Origin of the sequence: Shewanella sp. MM_2022_3, assembly GCF_022557375.1 — a bacterium.
Taxonomy (GTDB): Bacteria; Pseudomonadota; Gammaproteobacteria; order Enterobacterales; family Shewanellaceae; genus Shewanella; species Shewanella xiamenensis.
On record NZ_JAKZGV010000016.1, the window covers coordinates 43,822 to 64,963 of the forward strand.

Sequence of the window (21,142 nt, forward strand, 5' to 3'; positions counted from 1 at the left end):
AATTTGTGCTTTAGGGCTATTTATGGTATAAAGCGCGCCGTTATGTTTAAGTCTTGATGAATTACCCAAGCTCAGCTTTATCTGCTTTTGGGCGATAGCAAAACTAAAGATGGCGGCCATTATACATGGCAATTTATCTAAATACTAAATCACACACGTGTCGACACATTCTTCGGGGTGCCCTCAGCTGTTAACTGCGGGGTCGAAGACATGGGATACGTGGAGGTCTAACCCCCTAAATTTTAAGGTAATAGAAATGACTACAGTTTCAATGCGCGATATGCTCCAGGCCGGTGTCCACTTCGGTCACCAAACCCGTTACTGGAACCCAAAAATGAAGCCATTCATTTTCGGTGCTCGCAACGGCGTTCACATCATCAACCTTGAGCATACTGTGCCAATGTTCAATGAAGCACTGGCTTTCATCAGCAACGTTGCTTCAAAGAAAGGTAAAGTATTATTCGTTGGTACTAAACGTGCTGCTGGCGAAGCGATCAAAGAAGCTGCTATTTCTTGTGATCAGTACTATGTTGATCACCGTTGGTTAGGCGGTATGCTGACTAACTGGAAAACCGTTCGTCAGTCAATCAAACGTCTGAAAGAACTGGAAAGCCAATCAGTAGATGGTACTTTCGACAAGCTGACCAAAAAAGAAGCGCTGATGCGTACTCGTGAGCTTGAAAAGCTGGAAAAATCTTTAGGCGGTATTAAGAACATGGGCGGCCTGCCAGACGTATTATTCGTTATCGGCGCTGACCACGAGCATATCGCTATTAAAGAAGCTAACAACCTGGGTATCCCTGTTGTTGCAGTTGTTGATACTAACTCTGCGCCAGATGGTGTTAACTACATCGTTCCTGGTAACGACGACGCGATGCGTGCTATTCGCCTGTACACTACTTCTGTTGCTGCAGCAGCTAACGCTGGCCGTGGTCAAGATTTAGCTGTTCAAGCTGAGCAAGACGGTTTCGTAGAAGCCGAATAATAATAAGGCGGGATGAGTTTCATCACCCTTATTAACCAAGATTTTGATTGGTTAACAGGGGCCATTCGGCCCCTGTTTTATATCTGCAAATTAGTCGATTTTTTAGAGAGGATTTAACAATGGCAATTTCTGCTGCCCAAGTTAAAGAACTGCGCGAGCGTACTGGCGCAGGCATGATGGATTGTAAAAAAGCGTTAGAAGAAACCAACGGCGACATGGAGTTAGCAATTGACAACATGCGTAAGTCTGGTGCTGCTAAAGCTGCTAAGAAAGCAGGTAACATCGCTGCTGACGGTACTATCCTGATCAAAAACGGTGAAGGTTTCGCAGTACTGTTAGAAGTAAACTGCCAAACTGACTTCGTTGCTAAAGATGCAAACTTCTTAGGTTTTGCTAACGCTGTTTTAGACGTTGCTGCAGCGTCTAAAGTGACTTTAGAAGACTTAAAAGCCCAATTCGAAGAAGCCCGTGTTGCGCTAGTTGCTAAAATCGGTGAAAACATCAACGTTCGTCGCGTTGAGTACATCGACGGCACTAAATTAGCTTCTTACCGTCACGGTGAGCGTATCGGTGTAGTGGTAACTGGTGATGCTGATGACGAAACTCTGAAGCACCTCGCAATGCACGTTGCCGCTTCTAAGCCAGAATACGTTAACCCAGAAGATGTTCCAGCTGACGTAGTCGCTCGTGAACAAGCTCTGCAAATCGAAATCTCTATGAATGAAGGCAAACCTGCTGAAATCGCAGAGAAAATGGTTGTTGGTCGTATGAAGAAGTTTACTGGTGAGATTTCTCTGACTGGTCAAGCTTACATCATGGAACCAAAGAAAACTGTTGGCGAATTCTTGAAAGAGAAAGGCGCGAAAGTCACTAACTTCATTCGTTTAGAAGTGGGTGAAGGTATTGAGAAGAAAGAAGAAGATTTCGCAGCTGAAGTTGCTGCTCAAATCGCTGCTTCTAAAAAGGCTTAATCGCCAACGCTAAATACCCCCAAGACCGCAGCAATGGCTGCGGTCTTGTTATGACCAGGATATAAAAATTATGAGCACCAATCCAAAACCTGCATTTAGACGCATTCTTCTAAAATTAAGTGGCGAAGCACTGATGGGCGACGAAGGCTTCGGCATCGATCCTAAAGTGTTAGATCGCATGGCTCAAGAAGTCAAAGAGCTGGTAGAGTTAGGCATTCAGGTGGGTGTGGTCATTGGTGGTGGTAATCTATTTCGCGGTGAAGGCTTAGCAAAAGCGGGCATGAATCGTGTGGTGGGCGATCACATGGGTATGCTGGCAACGGTTATGAACGGCTTGGCCATGCGTGATGCCCTGCACCGTGCCTATGTTAATGCTCGTCTGATGTCGGCTATCCCATTAAAAGGGGTGTGTGACGACTACAATTGGGCTGAGGCGATCAGCTTATTAAAATCAGGCCGTGTGGTGATTTTTGCTGCGGGTACTGGTAATCCATTCTGCACTACCGATTCTGCTGCTTGCTTACGCGGCATTGAAATCGAAGCAGAAGTCGTGCTAAAAGGCACTAAAGTTGACGGCGTTTATTCTGACGACCCGATGAAAAATCCAGAAGCAGTGAAGTACGATGACTTAACGTACACTGAAGTACTGGATAAAGAATTAAAAGTAATGGACTTAGCAGCCTTTACTATGGCACGTGACCATGACATGCCAATCCTAGTATTCAACATGAATAAACCTGGCGCCCTGCGCCGAGTGGTCATGGGTGAAGAAGAAGGCACAATGATCAAAGCGAAATAAGTTATTCAATGACCAAGAAGGACATTTAACGTGATTGCAGATATTAAAAAAGATGCTCAAGAGCGCATGGGTAAATGCGTTGACGCGACCAAAAACCAAATGGCTAAAGTACGTACTGGTCGTGCACACCCAAGCCTACTGGACTCAATCCAAGTATCTTACTATGGCACTATGACACCACTGAACCAAGTGGCGAACGTGGGTGTTGAAGATGCACGTACTTTGTCAGTAACCGTATTTGACCGTAGTGCAATCCAAGCGGTTGAGAAAGCGATCATGAGCTCTGATTTAGGGTTAAACCCTATGTCAGCGGGTGCAACCTTACGTATCCCATTACCCGCACTGACGGAAGAGCGTCGTAAAGACTTTATCAAAGTAGTACGTGCTGAGGCCGAAGGTGGTCGAGTGGCGATTCGTAACGTACGTCGCGATGCGATTTCTGATGTGAAGAAACTCGAAAAAGCCAAAGAATGCACTGAAGATGATGTTCGCCGCTTCGAAGAGGAAGTACAAAAGTTCACCGATGCTCACATTAAGAAGGTCGATGAGATTTTAGCGGCCAAAGAAATTGAGTTGATGGAAGTCTAATCTCAAGCGCTATAAGCTAGAGTTGCTACGCCGTGTAGGGGTATACTACACGGCGTTTGTCTATTTTAAAGGGTTGTATTAGATGTCATCCACAGTGGAATTTGATCCGCAATCTAGGCCGACTGAGGCGGATGCTTGTGCTCAGACAAGCTTACCGGAGATATTACCCGAACTCGTTAAACAGTCATTACCTAAGCATGTTGCGATTATTATGGATGGTAATGGACGTTGGGCCCAAATCCAGGGCAAGCCACGAGTGATGGGGCATAAGGCTGGGGTTAAAGCGGTGAGACGTGCGGTGAGCGCGGCCAGCCAGTTAGGGATACAATCGCTGACGCTATTTGCGTTTTCTAGCGAAAATTGGCGTAGACCCGATAAAGAAGTCAGCTTATTGATGGAACTGTTTTTTACCGTATTGCAGCGGGAAATTAAGTTACTCGATAAAAACCAGGTCAAATTGAATATCATCGGCGATATCAGTCGCTTTTCTGCGCGTTTACAAAAGCAAATTCGTGCCGCAGAAGCGAAAACTGCGAGCAATACGGGATTGATATTGAATGTGGCGGCCAATTACGGCGGTCGTTGGGACATACTGCAAGCTGCGCAAAAGTTAGCTGAAAAGGTTGAAACTGGCGAAATGACCAGCAGTCAGTTCACTGAAGAAGCCTTGAGTGAACATTTGTGCATGCAAAATCAGAGTGAAGTTGATTTAATGATCCGTACGGGTGGGGATTACCGGATCAGCAATTTTGTACTCTGGCAGGCTGCCTATGCTGAGTTGGTGTTTTTGGACACCCTTTGGCCTGATTTTGATGAACAGGCTTTTCATGAAGCGATTGCCACGTTTGCCAGTCGCCAGCGCCGTTTTGGTTTGACCGGAAGTCAAATTGATGAGATGCGCGCATTGTAAAACGTCATGAGGGATTTTTTTTGCTAAAACAACGTATAATAACAGCAATTTGGTTGATTCCATTAGTTTTGGGAGCAATCTATTTACTCCCCGTTGAGTACTTTGCTTGGGCCTTGATCGCCGTGTTTCTGATCGCCGCTAAGGAGTGGGGCAGGATCATCGATAGTCAATGTGATGTTACCCAATGGAGTTTTACTTGCACGGTCGGTATTTTACTGATCGCTCTTAATTTAATTGTTCCCGCCGACACCATTTGGCTTAGGGGGCAAATTCATCCCATTTATCTTGCCGTGGTTACCATAGGTACTTTGTGGTGGATGGTGTCACTGCTGCTGGTGGTCACTTATCCTAAAAGCGCCAAATTGTGGCAAAAGAGTCCGATGCTAAAGTCCATGTTTGGACAATTGACTTTAGTACCTTGTTTTGTGGCACTGATTGCCCTTAAATCGATTAGTTCGCAAATATCGCCTTACTATGGGGCATCGCTAGTATTATTGGTGATGTTGATCGTTTGGGCTGCGGATTCTGGGGCGTATTTTGTGGGCAAAGCTGTCGGTAAAACTAAGCTTATGCCCGCAGTTAGCCCTGCTAAAACCTTAGAGGGTTTGCTCGGTGGCCTAGTGACTACGCTCGTGGTTGTCGCGGGTGTTATGTATATATCCCCTGAGCAGGAGTTAGGCTTAGTGGTTGCGGTGACCATTTTTGTGGCACTGATTTCAGCCCTTGGCGATTTATCAGAGAGTATGTTTAAACGCGCTGCGTGCATTAAAGATTCGGGCACGATTTTGCCTGGACATGGCGGCGTGCTCGACCGCATCGACAGCCTGACAGCAGCCTTGCCGGTGTTTACCCTAATCTACATTGCATTTTGGATGTAACGCTATGCAAAATATGGTGATTTTGGGTGCGACAGGCTCTATTGGTGCCAGTACCTTAAGTGTGATTTCGGCCAACCCTTCAGCCTATCGAGTGTATGCTTTAGTGGCGAATGCGAGTGTCGACAAGATGCTCGCCCTGTGTTTAGCCCATCGCCCGCAGGTCGCCCATATGGTCGACCCCAATGCTGCATTAGCACTCAAGACGCAATTACCCGCGGCGCTTAATATCCAAGTCACAAGTGGTGAGGATGAGCTTATTGCCTTAGTCACCTCCTCAGTGGTTGATACCGTGATGGCTGCGATTGTCGGCGCGGCGGGTTTAGTCCCGACGCTGGCTGCGGTGAAGGCGGGTAAGCGGGTATTGCTCGCCAATAAAGAGGCGCTGGTGATGTCCGGCGAGCTGTTTATTGAGGCAACGAAACGCTCTGGCGCCACGTTGTTGCCGGTTGACAGTGAACACAATGCGATTTTCCAATGCTTACCCGAAGAAGTGCAGGCTAATTTAGGGCGCTGTGATTTAGCGGCGTCAGGTATTTCCCATATTTTGCTCACCGGTTCTGGTGGTCCATTTTTAACCGCCGAGCTGTCAAGTCTTGCGGCAATGACGCCAGCACAGGCTTGCAAACATCCAAACTGGTCAATGGGTCCGAAAATCTCGGTCGACTCCGCCACTATGATGAATAAGGGCTTGGAGTTTATCGAAGCGCGCTGGTTGTTCAATACCCAAAAAGATCAACTAAAGGTGGTTATTCATCCGCAAAGTGTTATTCATTCTATGGTGCAATACCGCGATGGCAGTGTGATCGCGCAGATGGGTAACCCGGATATGCGTACGCCAATTGCGCATTGTATGTCCTATCCGCAAAGAATTCGCTCCGGTGTTGAACCTTTGGATTTTTTCAAAGTCGGACAGTTAAGCTTTTGTGAGCCAGACTTTAATCGCTTCCCCTGTTTGGCTTTAGCGATTGCCGCTTGTGCCCAAGGGCAAGAAGCGACTACGGTACTCAATGCGGCCAATGAAATCGCTGTGGAGGCGTTTTTACAAGGCAAGATTGGGTTTACCCATATCGCCAAGGTGAACGAAGCCTGTTTATCGTCGGTGCCTAAACGGGCGATGACCAGCATCGAAGATATTATCGCCCTCGATGCACAAACACGGATATATGCCCGTGAATTACTAGCGAAATTTGCTTAGGCCTCTTGTTGACGAGGCTTGAGTGGATTTACTGATGACGTAAGGAGTGGAATGTTAGATTTTTTGTGGAACTTAGGTTCTTTTATCGTAGCACTTGGGCTGTTAATTACTGCCCACGAATACGGCCATTTCTATGTTGCGCGCCGCTGTGGTGTGAAAGTTGAGCGTTTTTCTATTGGTTTTGGTAAGGCGATTTGGCGCAAAGTCGGTCAAGATGGTACTGAATATGTTATTGCCATGATCCCGTTAGGTGGCTATGTCAAAATGCTCGATGAGCGTGTTGAAGATGTCCCCGATAACTTAAAAGATCAGGCCTTTAACCGTAAAAGCGTGTGGCAACGTATAGCAATTGTGGCGGCAGGCCCCATTGCGAACTTTATTTTTGCGATTATCGCACTGTATTTTATGTATTTAATTGGTGTGCCATCGCTAAAGCCAGTCATTACCTCAACGACACCTGGCACTGCGGCGGCACAAATCCAAGTCACTGAGCCGATGCAAGTGACGGCGATTTCAGGTCAGCCGGTACGGAATTGGGAAGAAGTCAATTTGGCGCTTGTTGGCCATATTGGTGATGATAGTTTAACACTATCCCTTGCGCCTCTTAACGGTTTACAGGGACTTGATACCGATACTCGTACTTACACTTTAGACACCCGTCAATGGCGTTTCGACCCTGAGAAAGAGTCACCGATCACGGCACTGGGCTTGGGCGTGTATCGCCCTGCGATTGAGCCACAAATTGCGCTCATCAGTGAAGGCAGTGCAGCGGCTAAGAGTGATCTGAAGGTCGGTGATACCTTAGTGGCTATCAATGGCCAGCAATATACCGATTGGCAAGCTTTTGTTGACATTATTCAGCATTCTGCCAATGTGCCTGTGGAGTTAACCGTGCGCCGTAATGGCGAGCAATTTGCCATCTCTGTGACACCAGCAAGTGTTAAAAATAGTGATGGCAAAGATGTCGGCGTGCTTGGGGTGAGCCCGGCTCAGGCACAATGGCCTGAGAATATGCGATTACAGCTGGAATATGGGCCAATCGAATCTTTTGCTATCGCAGCCGATAAAACATGGCAACTTGTTGTCGTGAGCTTTAAGATGATTGGCAAATTATTTACTGGCGATGTGTCAGTGAAAAACTTAAGTGGACCTATCTCAATCGCACAGGGTGCGGGCAATAGTGCAAACTATGGCTTGGTTTACTTTCTCGGTTTCCTCGCGCTTATCAGTGTCAATTTAGGCATCATTAACTTGCTGCCATTGCCTGTGCTCGATGGGGGACACCTGCTGTATTACTTCGTTGAAGTAATAACTGGTAAGCCTGTATCTGAAAAGGTACAGGAAATAGGATTCAGATTTGGGGCAGCATTACTGCTGATGTTGATGAGCATTGCGCTCTTCAATGATTTTGCCCGACTCTGAGCAAGGACAGACTAATAATTAGAAGTGCTCTATGAGATTGAATAAACTTTTTGCCTCGATGTTATTCGTCGGTGCGTCGTTTTCAGGGACTGTGTTGGCGGATACTTTCCAACCCTTTGAAGTGACCGACATCCAAGTTGAAGGTTTGCAGCGAGTCGCACTGGGTGCTGCCTTGTTAAGCTTACCAGTGAAAGTGGGCGACACTGTAGATCAGTTAAAAATTCAGCAAGCCATTAAAAGCCTGTATGCCTCAACTAACTTTGAGAATATCTCAGTCAGTCATGATGGCGGCGTGTTGATTGTCAAAGTCACCGAAAGACCAACCATCAGTGCTGTGACGTTTGAAGGCAACAAAGACATTAAAGATGAGCAGTTACAGGAAAGTCTGGACGGCTCAGGCGTTAAAGTCGGCGAATCTTTAGACCGCACAATGCTGACTGGCATCGAGAAGGGATTACAAGACTTCTACTACGGCGTGGGCAAATACGGCGCCAAAGTCGAGGCGCAGGTGATTAACTTGCCCCGTAACCGTGTCGAACTTAAGTTCAAATTTACTGAAGGTTTAGCGGCCGAAATCCGCCAAATTAACGTGGTCGGTAATCATGAGTTCACCGATGCTGAGCTTATCGGCATGTTAGAACTGAAAGATTATGTGGCTTGGTGGGATCTGTTTGGTGAGCGTCGCTATCAGAAGCAAAAGCTTCAGGCCGACCTTGAGACGATTAAAACCTATTACCACAACAAGGGTTATATTCGCTTTGAAGTTACCTCGACTCAAGTGGCGATGACCCCAGACCGTAAAGGCTTGTACATCACTATCAACGTCAATGAAGGTGAGAAGTACAAGGTAAAAGGCGTTAACCTCACGGGCGATCTGATGGGTCGTGAAGAGTTGATGAAATCGATTCTGCCTATCAAGGCGGGCGATATGTACAACGGCGGTGATGTGACCTTCACCGAAGAGATGTACAGCAAATACTTAGGCCGTTTCGGTTACGCTTACCCTGAAGTGAAAACCTACCCTGAAATTGATGATAAGACCAAGGAAGTGACCTTAAACATCAATATCAAACCTGGTAAGCGCGTGTATGTTCGCTCCATCAACTTTACCGGTAATACTGTCACTAAAGATGAAGTGATGCGTCGCGAACTGCGTCAGATGGAAGGTGCTTGGTTAAACTCAGCGCAAGTTGAGCAATCTAAAGCCCGTTTAAACCGTTTAGGCTTCTTCGAGACCGTCGATACCGAGACCATTCAAGTGCCCGGTACTGACGATTTAGTCGATGTAGCTGTTAAGGTGAAAGAGCAGCCTTCTGGCTCATTTAACGCCGGTGTCGGTTATGGTACTGAATCAGGTCTAAGCCTACAGTTTGGTGTGCAGCAAAATAACTTCCTCGGCACGGGTAACCAAGCGGGTGTGAGTTTAAGTACCAACAAGTACTCTAAAAACGTCAACTTATCTTACACCGATCCGTATTGGACTAAAGATGGTGTAAGCTTAGGTGGTAGTGTTTACTGGAACGAGTTCGATGCAAACGAAGCCAACCTTGAACGCTATAAAAACAGCTCCTATGGGGTAGCGCTAAACTCTGGTTTCCCGATTAACGAATACAACCGTATCAACGGCGGTATTGGTTATCGTCATAACACGATTTCAGAAATCTCTGCCTATGAACAGGCGTTGCGTTTCTACAATATTTACCGTGAAGATGATCCAAATGCAGACTTAAGTTTTGATAACTTTGAGCTGAGTTTAGGTTGGTATCGCAGTACCTTAAACCGAGGAACCTTCCCAACAGACGGTTCATCACAGCGTTTAAGCGGTAAGATGACTGTACCTGGATCAGATCTGCAGTACTTCAAGACTGACTTCGATACCAACTACTATTTCCCTCTCAACCGCAGTCAAAGTTTTGTGGTCTTGGCACGTGGTCGTTTAGGCTATGGTAATGGTTATGGTCAATTTAACGATAATGACCAGATCCTTCCATTCTGGGAAAACTATTACTCAGGCGGTAGCACCTCACTGCGTGGCTTTAAGTCTAACTCCGTAGGTCCGCGTTCCTTCTATCTTTTCCGTGGAAGTGAACCCTGTGCGCCGGATCCATCGGGCGATGGTTGTAGTTTACCGGGCGATCCAAACAGTATTCAGGTAAGCTCTGGCCGTTCAATCGGTGGTAACGCTATCGCAACTGCGAGTTTAGAGTTTATTGTACCGACGCCATTCTTGGATGAGGCTTATACCAACTCTGTACGTACCAGCTTCTTCCTCGATGCCGGTAACGTGTGGGATACCGAGTTTGACTTTGCGAAATATCAAACCTTACCCGCTGAAGAGTTTGATAAGTTACAAGACTACAGTGACCCTGCGCGTATAAGAGCATCTTGGGGGGTAAGCTTACAGTGGTTATCACCAATGGGCCCTATGGTATTCAGCTTGGCATGGCCGATTAAAGAGTACGAAGGCGATCAAACAGAGATCTTCTCGTTCAATATTGGCAAAACTTTTTAAAAGGCATACACTCGGCAAGTTTTGCTGAATATAACAAAGGTAACAAGGAGTCTATTTTGAACAAGATGGTAAACCGTGCCCTGGTGACGTTAGCTTTATTAGGTGCACCTTTAGCTGCGCAGGCGGAAAATATTGCTGTAGTTGATATGGGCGCTGTGTTTGAGCAGTTACCTCAACGTGAGCAAATCATGCAGTCTCTGAAGTCAGAGTTTGGTGATCGCATGTCTGAAGTTCAGAAAATGCAAGAAGAAATGCGCTCTCTGATGGAGAAGCAGCAACGTGATGGCGCGTTAATGAATGACACGCAAAAAACTGAGCTGGTTCGTAAAATGGAAGCGCTAAAATCTGAATATCAGTTGAAAGGTAAGGCGTTGGATGAGGACTTACGTCGTCGCCAAGGCGAAGAGCAAAACAAACTGTTAGTTAAGGTTCAAAAAGCCATTAACACTATCGCTGAAAAAGAAAAATACGATTTAGTTTTACAGCGTGGTGCAGTCATTTATGTTAAGCCAAATGCTGACATCAGTGGCAAAGTGGTTGAAGCCTTAAGCAAAGGCAAGTAATTGATGAAGAGTGTGACTTTAAAAGAGCTAAGCCTGATATTAGATGGCGTTGTCCAAGGCGATGAAACCTTAGTGATCAACAGTGTTGCAACGCTTGAACATGCCACAGCGGGACAAATCTCTTTTTTAGCCAACAGCAAATACCGTGCTCAGCTTGAGTCAACTCAAGCGAGCGCGGTGTTATTGTCGGCTAAAGATGCGCAGGACTATCCTGGCACTGCGTTAGTTGTAAAAGATCCCTATGTGGGGTTTGCTCGTGTGGCGCAGTTGTTAGATACCACGCCCAAGGCAGCGATGGGTATTCATCCCTCAGCGCAAATTGACCCTTCTGCCCAGTTAGGTGAAGGTGTGGCAATTGGTGCTAATGTGGTGATTGGTGCCAATGTTATCCTCGGTGAAAATGTACAAATTGGTGCGGGTACTGTGATTGGACAAGACTCCATCATAGGCTCAAATAGCCGTTTATGGGCCAATGTCACCCTGTATCACAATGTCCATTTAGGCCAAGACTGTATTATTCATTCCGGTGCCGTTATTGGCTCCGATGGATTTGGTTACGCTAATGAGCGCGGACAGTGGGTTAAGATCCCCCAAACGGGTGGTGTGCGCATTGGTGATCGCGTCGAAATCGGTGCTAATTCAACGATTGACCGCGGTGCATTAGGCCATACCGAAATCCACAATGGTGTGATTATCGACAACCAAGTGCAGGTCGCCCATAACGATATTATTGGTGAAAATACAGCTATTGCAGGCAGTACCACGATTGCGGGCAGTGTCACTATTGGTAAGTACTGTATTATTGGTGGAAATTGTGCCATTGCTGGCCATTTATCCATTGCCGATGGTGTGCATATTTCTGGCGCGACCAACATTACTGGTAATATGCGTGAGCCTGGTTTGTATTCATCAGCCACGGTTGCTATGGATAACAAAACGTGGCGTAAAAACACAGTTCGCTTCCGTCAATTGGATGAACTGTTCCAGCGCGTGAAGACGTTGGAAAAAAATTTAAATACACCAGAGTAATTGCCCTAAGGCAATTTTGAGGAACTAGGTTCGTGTCTAATCAAATGAACACTATGGATATTTCGGAGATCCTTAAGTATCTGCCCCATAGATATCCATTCCTATTAATCGATCGCGTACTGGATTTCACCCCCGGTGAGAGTCTCCATGCGATTAAAAACGTGACGATTAATGAGCCCTTCTTTCAGGGGCATTTCCCGATCCAGCCTGTGATGCCCGGCGTGCTGATTTTAGAAGCCATGGCGCAGGCCACTGGTCTGCTTGCTTTTAAGACCATGAGTGACGATGTGCCACCTGGTGTGTTGTATTATTTTGCGGGTATCGATAATGCACGTTTTAGACGTGTAGTCGAACCCGGTGATCAAATCCATTTTGAAGTCAAAATGATTAAAGAGCGCCGCGGGATTGGCGTTTTCTATGGTGAGGCCAAAGTGGATGGTGAAGTGGTTTGTTCCGCTGAAATCATGTGTGCCCGCAGAGAGATTAATCAGTGATAGATACATTAGCGTTTGTGCATCCCGATGCAAAAATTGGTAAAAATGTCACCATAGGCCCATGGAGTTATGTGGGCGCGGGTGTCGAGATTGGCGACGATTGTTGGTTAAGCTCCCACGTGGTGGTGAAGGGGCCGACGGTGATAGGTAAAGGCAACCGTATTTTTCAATTCGCCTCTGTGGGTGAAGAATGCCAAGATAAAAAATACGCAGGTGAGCCTACACGCCTTATCATTGGCGATAACAATGTTATCCGTGAGCATGTCACTATTCACCGTGGAACGGTTCAAGACAATAGCGAAACCCGTATTGGTTCAAACAACCTGTTTATGAACTACGTGCACATTGCCCACGACTGCGTGGTCGGCAATAACGTAATTATGGCCAATAATGCGTCTATCGCAGGCCATGTGCATGTCGGTGACTGGGCGATTCTCGGTGGCATGACTGGCGTTCACCAGTTTGTGCATATCGGTGCCCACGCCTTTACTGCGGGATGTTCGTTATTATTACAGGATGTACCACCCTTTGTGATGGCTGCGGGACAACCAGCTATCCCTCGCGGCTTAAACAGCGAAGGTATGAAGCGCCGAGGCTTCTCTAAGGAAACTCAATTAGCGGTGCGCCGCGCTTATAAAACCTTATACCGTAGCAGCCTGACGGTTGAAGAAGCGGTTGAGGCACTTGCCGAAGATGCACAAAATGACGCGCAAGTTAAGTTGCTCGTTGAGTTTGTCAAATCTTCGGGTCGCGGCATTATTCGTTAGCGGCATGATGCGTTAAGAGTTTCGACTCTAGACTATGCCATTCATAGGCACTGCTCGTGACATTCTGCGTTAGAAAATGCCATGGCAGAGGTTATCGCTGCGGTGCCATTCACTTGTCAGATATGATTGGTTTATGAGCAAAAAATCTCAATTAGTGTTTGCAATGGTCGCCGGAGAACTCTCCGGCGATATTTTAGGTGCGGGTTTGATGGCCGCGCTGCAAAAAGCACATCCCAATGCCCGTTTTGTTGGTATTGGTGGACCTCGTATGGAAGCCTTAGGCTTCGAATCCCTGTTCGCGATGGAAGAATTAGCCGTGATGGGGATAGTTGAAGTGCTATCGCGCCTGCCACGCCTGCTCCATGTCCGAGCTTCGTTAATTAAGTCCATCACCGAGCTTAAGCCTGATTGCTTTATCGGTATTGATGCGCCGGATTTCAATATCGGTCTGGAGCTTAAATTAAAGGCTCAGGGGATTAAAACCGTTCACTATGTGAGTCCTTCGGTGTGGGCATGGCGGCCTAAGCGGATCTTTAAAATCGCCAAGGCGACTAATATGGTGCTGTCATTATTGCCCTTCGAGAAAGCCTTCTACGATAAGCATCAAGTGCCTTGTACCTTTGTCGGTCATACCTTAGCCGACGACATTCCGCTTGAGAGTGATAAAGCAAGTGCGCGTCAATTGCTGGAGTTAGATCCTGAGGCTGAATATCTCGCGATTTTACCTGGTTCGCGCGGCGGTGAGCTAAAGCAATTGGCTGAGCCCTTTGTGAAGGCGGCGCTACTTATCAAGCAGCAATTTCCCGATATTCGCTTTGTGACGCCTTTAGTGAATCAACAGCGCCGTGAGCAGTTTGAACAAGCGTTAAAAGATTATGCGCCGGATTTAGAAATTCACATGGTGGAAGGCAAGTCACGCGAAGTGATGGCCGCTGCCGATGGTATTTTACTCGCCTCGGGTACAGCGACGTTAGAGGCCATGCTGATTAAACGCCCAATGGTGGTGGCGTACCGCGTGAGTCCACTGACCTATCGTATTGCCAAGAGCATGATGCAGGTGAATCGTTTCTCGCTGCCAAATTTATTAGCGGGGCGAGATGTGGTACCAGAGCTTATTCAGCATGATTGCACGCCAGAGAAAATAGCTGCCGCGGTTGGCGTTGAACTTAACCGCGACTTTGCACCAATCAAAGCCGAGTTTGAACGTTTGCATCAACTGCTGCGTTGCGATGCCAGCCAGAAGGCGGCCGAGGCGGTTTTGGCTCTGGTTGATGTTAAGGATGTGAACTAATGGCGGTATTTAAGACGCTGACCGACACCGATATCGCCACCTTCTCAACAGGTTTAGTGGCGGGTGTGGATGAAGTTGGCCGTGGTCCCCTCGTTGGCGATGTCGTCACCGCTGCGGTGATCCTCGATCCTAATCGACCTATTTTGGGCTTAAATGACTCTAAAAAGCTCAGCGAGAAGCGCCGCGAGGCATTATTCGATGAGATTTGTGAAAAAGCCTTAAGCTTTCATGTGGGGCGCGCTAGTCCTGCGGAAATTGATGAGCTGAATATCCTGCATGCCACTATGCTTGCCATGCAGCGCGCGGTGGCAGGGCTTGCACGTGCGCCCGAGTTAGTTTTAGTCGATGGTAATCGCTGCCCGGCGTTTACTCACCAAGGGCTGTCTTTGGCGAGCCATAGCATAGTCAAGGGTGATGGCCTGATTGCCAGCATCAGTGCAGCCTCGATTATTGCCAAAGTGACCCGCGATCGGGAGATGGATGCCCTCGATGCCGCTTATCCACAGTATGGATTTGCTAAGCATAAGGGCTATCCAACGAAGGCGCATTTTGACGCCATCGCCGAGCATGGTGTGTTCGATCAATATCGTAAAAGTTTCAAACCCGTCAAGGCATTACTGGAGCGTTAACACCGATTGGGTGTTTTCACTTCAGCTTGAGAGCAAAGTCACTAGCCCAAGGGCGGTGACTTTGCTAGTCTGCTTTTTTAGTGATTGTTAACCTGCTATTCAAAGATAATTCTAATTATGTCCGATCCTCGTTTTGTGCATCTGCGTGTCCACAGTGACTTTTCTATGTCCGATGGTGTGGCTAAGGTCAAGCCAATCCTTGCTCAAGTTGAAGCGCATGGGATGGCGGCGGTGGCTTTAACAGATCAAAATAACTTCTGTGGTCTAGTGAAGTTTTACGGCGGTTGCCATGGCGCAGGGATCAAGCCGATTATCGGCGCGGACTTTTGGATGCAAGTGCCTGGTTTTGATGGTGAGTTTTGCGCCTTAACCATTATTGCGATGAATAATGAGGGCTATCAAAACCTCACCCAAATCATCAGTCAAGCCTATTTACGCGGGCATGTTCAAGGTCGCGTAGTGATTGACCAAGAGTGGTTGGTCACATATAACCAAGGCATTTTGCTGCTGTCTGGGGGCAAAGAAGGGGATGTGGGTAAGGCGCTGCTGAAGGGCAACAATACTCAGGTTGAGTCGTTATGCGAGTTCTATCAGCAGCATTTTGAGGGACGTTATTTCCTTGAGTTGTTACGCACCGGACGCCCCGATGAAGAGCGTTATCTGCACATGGCGGTGGGATTAGCGCAGGAAAAGGGTATTCCTGTGGTGGCTACAAATCAGGTGGTATTTTTAAAGCCAGAGGACTTCGAAGCCCATGAAATACGGGTCGCGATTCACGATGGTTTTACGCTTGCCGATCCACGACGTCCTAAAAAGTACAGTGAGCAGCAGTACCTTCGCAGTGAAGAGGAAATGTGTGAACTGTTTGCTGACATCCCAGCAGCCCTTGCCAATACCGTTGAAATTGCTAAGCGTTGTAACGTCACTATTCGTTTAAACGAATACTTCTTACCTAACTTCCCCACCGGCGATATGTCGATTGAGGATTATTTGGTTGATCGCTCTAAGAAGGGGCTCGAAGAGCGCCTAGCATTCTTATTCCCCGACCCACAGGTGCGTGCCGAGCGTCGCGGTGAGTACGATGAGCGCCTCGACATCGAGCTTCAAGTGATTAACCAAATGGGCTTTCCTGGTTACTTCCTTATCGTGATGGAGTTTATCCAGTGGGGGAAGGACAACGGGATTCCCGTTGGTCCTGGTCGTGGTTCGGGCGCGGGTTCGCTTGTCGCCTATGCCCTTAAGATTACCGACTTAGACCCCCTCGAATTTGACCTGCTGTTCGAACGTTTCTTGAACCCAGAACGGGTGTCGATGCCCGACTTCGACGTTGACTTCTGTATGGATCGACGCGACGAGGTCATTGACCACGTGGCTGAGTTGTACGGCCGTGAAGCGGTATCGCAGATTATTACTTTCGGTACCATGGCGGCTAAGGCGGTTATCCGAGACGTCGGCCGTGTGCTGGGCCATCCCTATGGCTTTGTCGACCGCATTTCAAAGCTTATCCCACCCGAGCCTGGGATGACACTTGCCAAAGCTTTTGAAGTGGAACCGGCATTGCAGGAATCCTACGATGCCGATGAAGATGTGAAAGATCTTATCGACATGTGCCGCAAACTCGAGGGCGTCACTCGAAACGCGGGTAAGCACGCGGGGGGCGTGGTGATTGCGCCTACCAAGATCACCGACTTTTCGCCGCTATACTGCGACGCTGAAGGTAAAAACCCGGTAACCCAGTTCGATAAGAACGACGTGGAAACCGCAGGGTTAGTTAAATTCGACTTCTTGGGGTTAAGAACGCTCACTATCGTCGATTGGGCGCTAGAGATGATCAACAAGGTGGAGGTTAAAAATGGCCGTCCACCAATACGCATTGAAGCGATTCCGCTAGACGACCCAGCCTCGTTTAGATTGCTGCAACGTTATGAAACCACTGCGGTATTCCAGCTCGAATCCCGTGGTATGAAGGACTTAATTAAACGTCTACAGCCCGACTGCTTCGAAGATATGATCGCTCTGGTGGCATTGTTTCGCCCAGGGCCGTTGCAATCGGGCATGGTGGATAACTTTATCGAGCGTAAGCATGGCCGTGAAGAGGTGTCTTACCCCGATTCTCAATACCAGCATGAATCCTTAAAAGAACTGCTTTCGCCCACCTACGGCATTATTTTGTACCAAGAGCAGGTGATGCAGATTGCACAGGTATTGTCAGGTTATACCTTGGGCGGCGCTGACATGTTACGCCGTGCTATGGGTAAGAAAAAGCCTGAGGAGATGGCCAAACAGCGGAGTATTTTTAAAGAGGGCGCAATTAAAAATGGTGTCGACGGCGAGCTGTCGATGAAAATCTTCGACCTTGTGGAAAAGTTCGCTGGTTACGGTTTTAACAAGTCTCACTCTGCGGCCTATGCGTTAGTTTCCTATCAAACGCTGTGGTTGAAGACCCATTTTCCATCGCAATTTATGGCGGCTGTAATGTCTGCCGATATGGATAACACCGATAAAATTGTGACCTTAGTGGATGAATGCGAGCGGATGGGGCTCACCATCATTCCGCCGGATGTGAATAAGGGATTATTTAAGTTTACCGTTGATGATGATCTGCGGATTGTCTACGGCATTGGAGCGATCAAAGGCGTGGGTGAGGGGCCAGTTGAGTCAATTTTAGCGGCGCGTAAAGATGGTCCCTTTGTTGATTTATTCGATTTCTGTGCCCGTATCGACCTAAAAAAGCTCAATAAACGGGTTATTGAAAAGCTTATCTGTGCGGGAGCGTTAGATTCCCTCGGACCGCACCGCGCGTCGATGATGGCAACCTTACCCGAGGCCATTAGCGCAGCAGACCAACATGCGAAGGCTGAGGCTATTGGTCAGCATGATATGTTTGGTTTGCTCAATAGTGATCCTGAGGATAGCAAGCAACAGTTTGTGGAATGTACCCCATGGCCGGACAAAATTTGGCTTGAGGGCGAGCGCGAAACATTAGGGTTGTATTTAACGGGGCACCCAATAAATCAATACCTTAAAGAGCTTAAGCATTACACCTCAGGGCGCTTGAAGGATGTGCATCCTACGGAACGGGGCAAAACCGTCAAGGCTGCGGGCCTTGTCGTGGCGACCCGGGTGATGCTCACTAAACGCGGCTCAAAAATGGGCTTACTGACCTTAGATGATAAGAGCGCTCGGCTTGAGGTGATGCTGTTTACTGAAGCCTTTGAGAAGTTTAATCACCTGCTGGAAAAGGACCGGATCCTGATCTGTGAAGGTGAGGTGAGTTTTGATGATTTTGCCGGTGGAAACCGGATGACGGCGCGCAATATCATCGATATCAGTGAGGCGCGTAGCCATTTTGCCAGTGCATTGGAAATCGATTTAGAGGCATCGCAGCTGACCCCAAATATGCTCGAGGGCATTGAGCAGGCAATCAGTCCATGGCGTAATGGCGCTGTGCCAGTGCTGATTAACTACAGCCAAGCTCAAGCCAAGGGGCAGTTTAGATTGGCCGAAACCTGGCGAGTTAACCCAAGTGATGAGTTGGTCTTTGCCTTGGAAAGTTTACTCGGCCCGAACAAAGTGCGGATTGTATTTCCATCGTAATATCTGCCTTAAGTCGAACCAAGCTTAGGTTTCTGTTGTTTTTGAGTGGGGAAGAGGATGGCTGCGCAGGATTTGAGTGTTCATATAGCGCGATTTTTAGATAGCTTACCCCTCCAAGCGGGGAGCAAGTTAGTCCTCGCTTACAGTGGCGGAGTCGATTCCGAAGTGCTCGCCTACGGCTTAAGTGAATATGCTAAACAGCGTCCTGATTTACGCTATCAATTGATTTATGTACACCATGGCTTGAGCCCCAATGCCGATGCTTGGGCCAAGCATTGTCAAGAACGCGCGGCCCTGTATGGTTTACCTGTGACGGTAGAACGGGTTCAGCTCGAGCTTGGTCCTCGGGTGAGCGTTGAGGCTGCAGCGCGAAAAGCGCGTTATCAGGCGATTTTAGCGCATCTTAATCCGCGGGATATCTTACTCACCGCTCACCATGAAGATGATCAACTCGAGACAATTCTGTTAGCCCTTAAACGCGGCCAAGGTCCTAAGGGTTTAGCGGCCATGGGGCACATTCAGCCACTCTCATTAGCAGGCAAAGGGGAGTGCTTACAAGTGCGTCCTTTGCTTGATATTAGCCGCGAGATGATTGAAGCCTTTGCCAAAGCGCAACATTTAGTCCATATCGATGATGAGAGTAATCAAGATGATAAGTACGATCGTAACTTTCTTCGCCTCGAGATTATCCCACGCCTAAAAGCGCGCTGGCCAAGTATCGCCAGCACCGCCAGTCGCAGTGCCCAGCTTTGTGCCGAGCAGCAAGCCATAGTAGAAACTGAGGTCAGTGAGCGTTTACCTAAGCTGTTAACCAAGGCGGCTGTTACTGAGCAAACCGTCCTTAAGCTGACGGAGTTAGCAGCGCAACCGATTGAATGGCAAGGGATACTGCTGCGGGGCTTTATTGAGTCCCAAGGATTTTCACTGCCGTCCTACGTGCAGTTGCAGCAAATGTTACAGCAATTAATCCACGCTAAAGAGGATGCTAAGGTCCATATCCGCATTAATGACTGTGTACTGCGCCGCTTTGCCGGGATGCTTTATCTGGATAGTGGAGAAACCCTATCTACTGCGCTCCACATTACAGCGCGCGACCTACATCAAGAGATTCTGACCTTATTGACTCAAGCATCAACAATGGTTGGAGACAAGATTGTGCCATTTACGTTGGTGACCACAGGCCCTCGACTACGTTTACCTAACGCCGATGAAGTGGTGAGTCTACGTTATGGCTTGCCGGGGCAATTTCGCTGTCAGCCGCATTTTCGCGATAAGGGACGCGAGCTGAAAAAGTTATGGCAAGAATGCGCTGTGCCGCCATGGTTACGTGCTGAGGTAGGATTCGTGTTCTACAACGATAAGCTGGTGATGGCCTTTGGACTCTGGGTTGAAAAGGCATTTTGTGCCCAAGGGGATGATATCGGGCTTAAGTTTGATGGGAATGCGATCGGATAGCAAAGTCTATTTGCCATGCTTTATCGCCAGTGAGCAGCATCCATGCTCGATTAAGACAGTTGGGCTGGGCTTAACTTGTAGCAATTACGCCCCGAGGCTTTGGCTTGATACAAGGTTTTATCAGCCTGCTCATAGAGTTGTTCGGCTTCCATGGTGTCGCTCGCCTCAGCCGCCCCAAGGCTACTGCTCACGCCAAATTGATGGAAGCTAGTATTGGCATTGGTTGCAGTGACGATACGCTCACACAGTAAACCCGCGGCATGAATATTACCTTGTACTATGACCACAAACTCATCGCCGCCGATGCGGAAAGCCTGATCTGTACTACGGATACTGCTACGGATAATGTCACCAAACTCCTTCAAAATATAGTCACCGCATTTGTGACCATACTTATCGTTAAGCTGCTTAAAATTATCCAAATCCAACACAATAAGTGACACCGTTCCCTGTTTTCTGTGAGCCCTGGCCACCGCGTTTTTCAGGCTTTGGCTGTAATAGTGACGATTTCCAAGACTCGTTAGGGAGTCAAACATCGCCTGCATCGACATTTCTTGGTACTGCATGGCATTCAGCAATGGTTGTAACAAAAGCGGCTCTATTTCTTGCAAGCTGATGCTCTGTGAGGGCGTTAGCGGCGTTAACAGTTGATACTGCAGTGTAACTGGTGTCCCGCCGCAAATGATCTGCCGTTTAAGGCTAATCCCATAACGTTTACCCCAGCTTAATTTATATTGCTCAGATTGTAGTCGAACCCCTTGAATCGGCAGATGTTGTCCCAGCACTTTGCCGTAGCAGGCAAAGACTGTCCGCGGATCTAAACTAGCATGCAGTTGCTGGATAACTTGCACGAGATCCAGCGGCGCGGATGTCGGGCTATATGCCTCTGTTTGATAGTTATATTCATCGGGATATAACGTGGTCGCTAAGCCAAAGTCCATCATGATTACCCCAGCAAATGAAATGGCGATAAAAACTGTTACCTTAGTTAAGCAATATGTGTGCCGTTATATTTGCCAATTAAATTTGTCTTTACTTGTCACTCAGTTAAGCTTAA

At 47.8% G+C, this 21,142-nt stretch carries 18 protein-coding genes; 17 read left to right on the forward strand and 1 reads right to left on the reverse strand.

Annotated elements, in window-relative coordinates; genetic code table 11:
- Positions 1 to 256: 256 nt before the first annotated feature.
- The 17 genes from rpsB to tilS all read left to right on the forward strand — a co-directional run bounded on the left by rpsB (position 257) and on the right by tilS (position 20,085).
- Positions 257 to 985 (forward strand): 30S ribosomal protein S2, encoded by a 729-nt coding sequence (rpsB, locus tag MMG82_RS10815; RefSeq protein WP_011071784.1) that lies wholly within the window; start codon positions 257 to 259, stop codon positions 983 to 985.
- Between the two features lie 119 nt (positions 986 to 1,104).
- Positions 1,105 to 1,956: a translation elongation factor Ts gene (gene tsf, locus MMG82_RS10820; RefSeq protein ID WP_037429566.1), complete on the forward strand. Its 852-nt coding sequence runs from the start codon at positions 1,105 to 1,107 to the stop codon at positions 1,954 to 1,956.
- A gap of 70 nt (positions 1,957 to 2,026) precedes the next feature.
- Positions 2,027 to 2,755, forward strand: coding sequence for a UMP kinase (pyrH, locus tag MMG82_RS10825; protein WP_037416734.1), 729 nt, complete (start codon positions 2,027 to 2,029; stop codon positions 2,753 to 2,755).
- 30 nt (positions 2,756 to 2,785) lie between these two features.
- Positions 2,786 to 3,343, forward strand: a complete 558-nt coding sequence (gene frr, locus MMG82_RS10830) for a ribosome recycling factor (protein WP_037416738.1) — start codon at positions 2,786 to 2,788, stop codon at positions 3,341 to 3,343.
- Positions 3,344 to 3,425: 82 nt separating this feature from the next.
- The gene (uppS, locus tag MMG82_RS10835; RefSeq protein WP_037416741.1) at positions 3,426 to 4,253 is read left to right on the forward strand and encodes a polyprenyl diphosphate synthase; all 828 of its coding nucleotides are present in this window, start codon (positions 3,426 to 3,428) and stop codon (positions 4,251 to 4,253) included.
- 20 nt (positions 4,254 to 4,273) lie between these two features.
- Positions 4,274 to 5,131 carry a phosphatidate cytidylyltransferase gene (locus MMG82_RS10840; protein ID WP_069454609.1) on the forward strand — a complete coding sequence of 286 codons (858 nt, stop codon included), beginning with the start codon at positions 4,274 to 4,276 and terminating at the stop codon, positions 5,129 to 5,131.
- A 4-nt stretch (positions 5,132 to 5,135) separates the two neighbouring features.
- Positions 5,136 to 6,326 (forward strand): 1-deoxy-D-xylulose-5-phosphate reductoisomerase, encoded by a 1,191-nt coding sequence (gene ispC, locus MMG82_RS10845; RefSeq protein ID WP_037429564.1) that lies wholly within the window; start codon positions 5,136 to 5,138, stop codon positions 6,324 to 6,326.
- A 51-nt stretch (positions 6,327 to 6,377) separates the two neighbouring features.
- Positions 6,378 to 7,748, forward strand: coding sequence for a sigma E protease regulator RseP (rseP, locus tag MMG82_RS10850; RefSeq protein ID WP_037416749.1), 1,371 nt, complete (start codon positions 6,378 to 6,380; stop codon positions 7,746 to 7,748).
- Between the two features lie 31 nt (positions 7,749 to 7,779).
- On the forward strand, positions 7,780 to 10,260 hold the full coding sequence (gene bamA, locus MMG82_RS10855; RefSeq protein ID WP_037416752.1) for an outer membrane protein assembly factor BamA: 2,481 nt from the start codon (positions 7,780 to 7,782) through the stop codon (positions 10,258 to 10,260).
- 65 nt (positions 10,261 to 10,325) lie between these two features.
- Positions 10,326 to 10,823 carry an OmpH family outer membrane protein gene (locus MMG82_RS10860; RefSeq protein WP_037416754.1) on the forward strand — a complete coding sequence of 166 codons (498 nt, stop codon included), beginning with the start codon at positions 10,326 to 10,328 and terminating at the stop codon, positions 10,821 to 10,823.
- A 3-nt stretch (positions 10,824 to 10,826) separates the two neighbouring features.
- Positions 10,827 to 11,852, forward strand: coding sequence for a UDP-3-O-(3-hydroxymyristoyl)glucosamine N-acyltransferase (gene lpxD, locus MMG82_RS10865; RefSeq protein WP_047534654.1), 1,026 nt, complete (start codon positions 10,827 to 10,829; stop codon positions 11,850 to 11,852).
- A gap of 32 nt (positions 11,853 to 11,884) precedes the next feature.
- Positions 11,885 to 12,346 (forward strand): 3-hydroxyacyl-ACP dehydratase FabZ, encoded by a 462-nt coding sequence (fabZ, locus tag MMG82_RS10870; RefSeq protein ID WP_241406843.1) that lies wholly within the window; start codon positions 11,885 to 11,887, stop codon positions 12,344 to 12,346.
- Positions 12,343 to 13,113, forward strand: coding sequence for an acyl-ACP--UDP-N-acetylglucosamine O-acyltransferase (gene lpxA / locus MMG82_RS10875; protein WP_037416761.1), 771 nt, complete (start codon positions 12,343 to 12,345; stop codon positions 13,111 to 13,113). Before fabZ ends, lpxA begins: the two co-directional genes overlap by 4 nt.
- Before the next feature lie 133 nt (positions 13,114 to 13,246).
- Positions 13,247 to 14,404, forward strand: a complete 1,158-nt coding sequence (gene lpxB / locus MMG82_RS10880) for a lipid-A-disaccharide synthase (protein ID WP_037429558.1) — start codon at positions 13,247 to 13,249, stop codon at positions 14,402 to 14,404.
- Positions 14,404 to 15,033, forward strand: coding sequence for a ribonuclease HII (gene rnhB / locus MMG82_RS10885; RefSeq protein WP_047534659.1), 630 nt, complete (start codon positions 14,404 to 14,406; stop codon positions 15,031 to 15,033). The genes lpxB and rnhB overlap by 1 nt, the downstream gene beginning before the upstream one ends.
- A 117-nt stretch (positions 15,034 to 15,150) precedes the next feature.
- A complete protein-coding gene (gene dnaE / locus MMG82_RS10890; RefSeq protein ID WP_037416769.1) occupies positions 15,151 to 18,630 on the forward strand; it encodes a DNA polymerase III subunit alpha in 3,480 nt (1,159 codons plus the stop codon).
- A 57-nt stretch (positions 18,631 to 18,687) separates the two neighbouring features.
- Positions 18,688 to 20,085, forward strand: coding sequence for a tRNA lysidine(34) synthetase TilS (tilS, locus tag MMG82_RS10895; protein ID WP_241406844.1), 1,398 nt, complete (start codon positions 18,688 to 18,690; stop codon positions 20,083 to 20,085).
- 50 nt (positions 20,086 to 20,135) lie between these two features.
- Here the strand turns inward: tilS and MMG82_RS10900 are convergent, their stop codons facing one another.
- Entirely contained in the window at positions 20,136 to 21,026 is an 891-nt protein-coding gene (locus MMG82_RS10900; RefSeq protein ID WP_241406849.1) for a GGDEF domain-containing protein, read from the reverse strand.
- Positions 21,027 to 21,142: the final 116 nt, after the last annotated feature.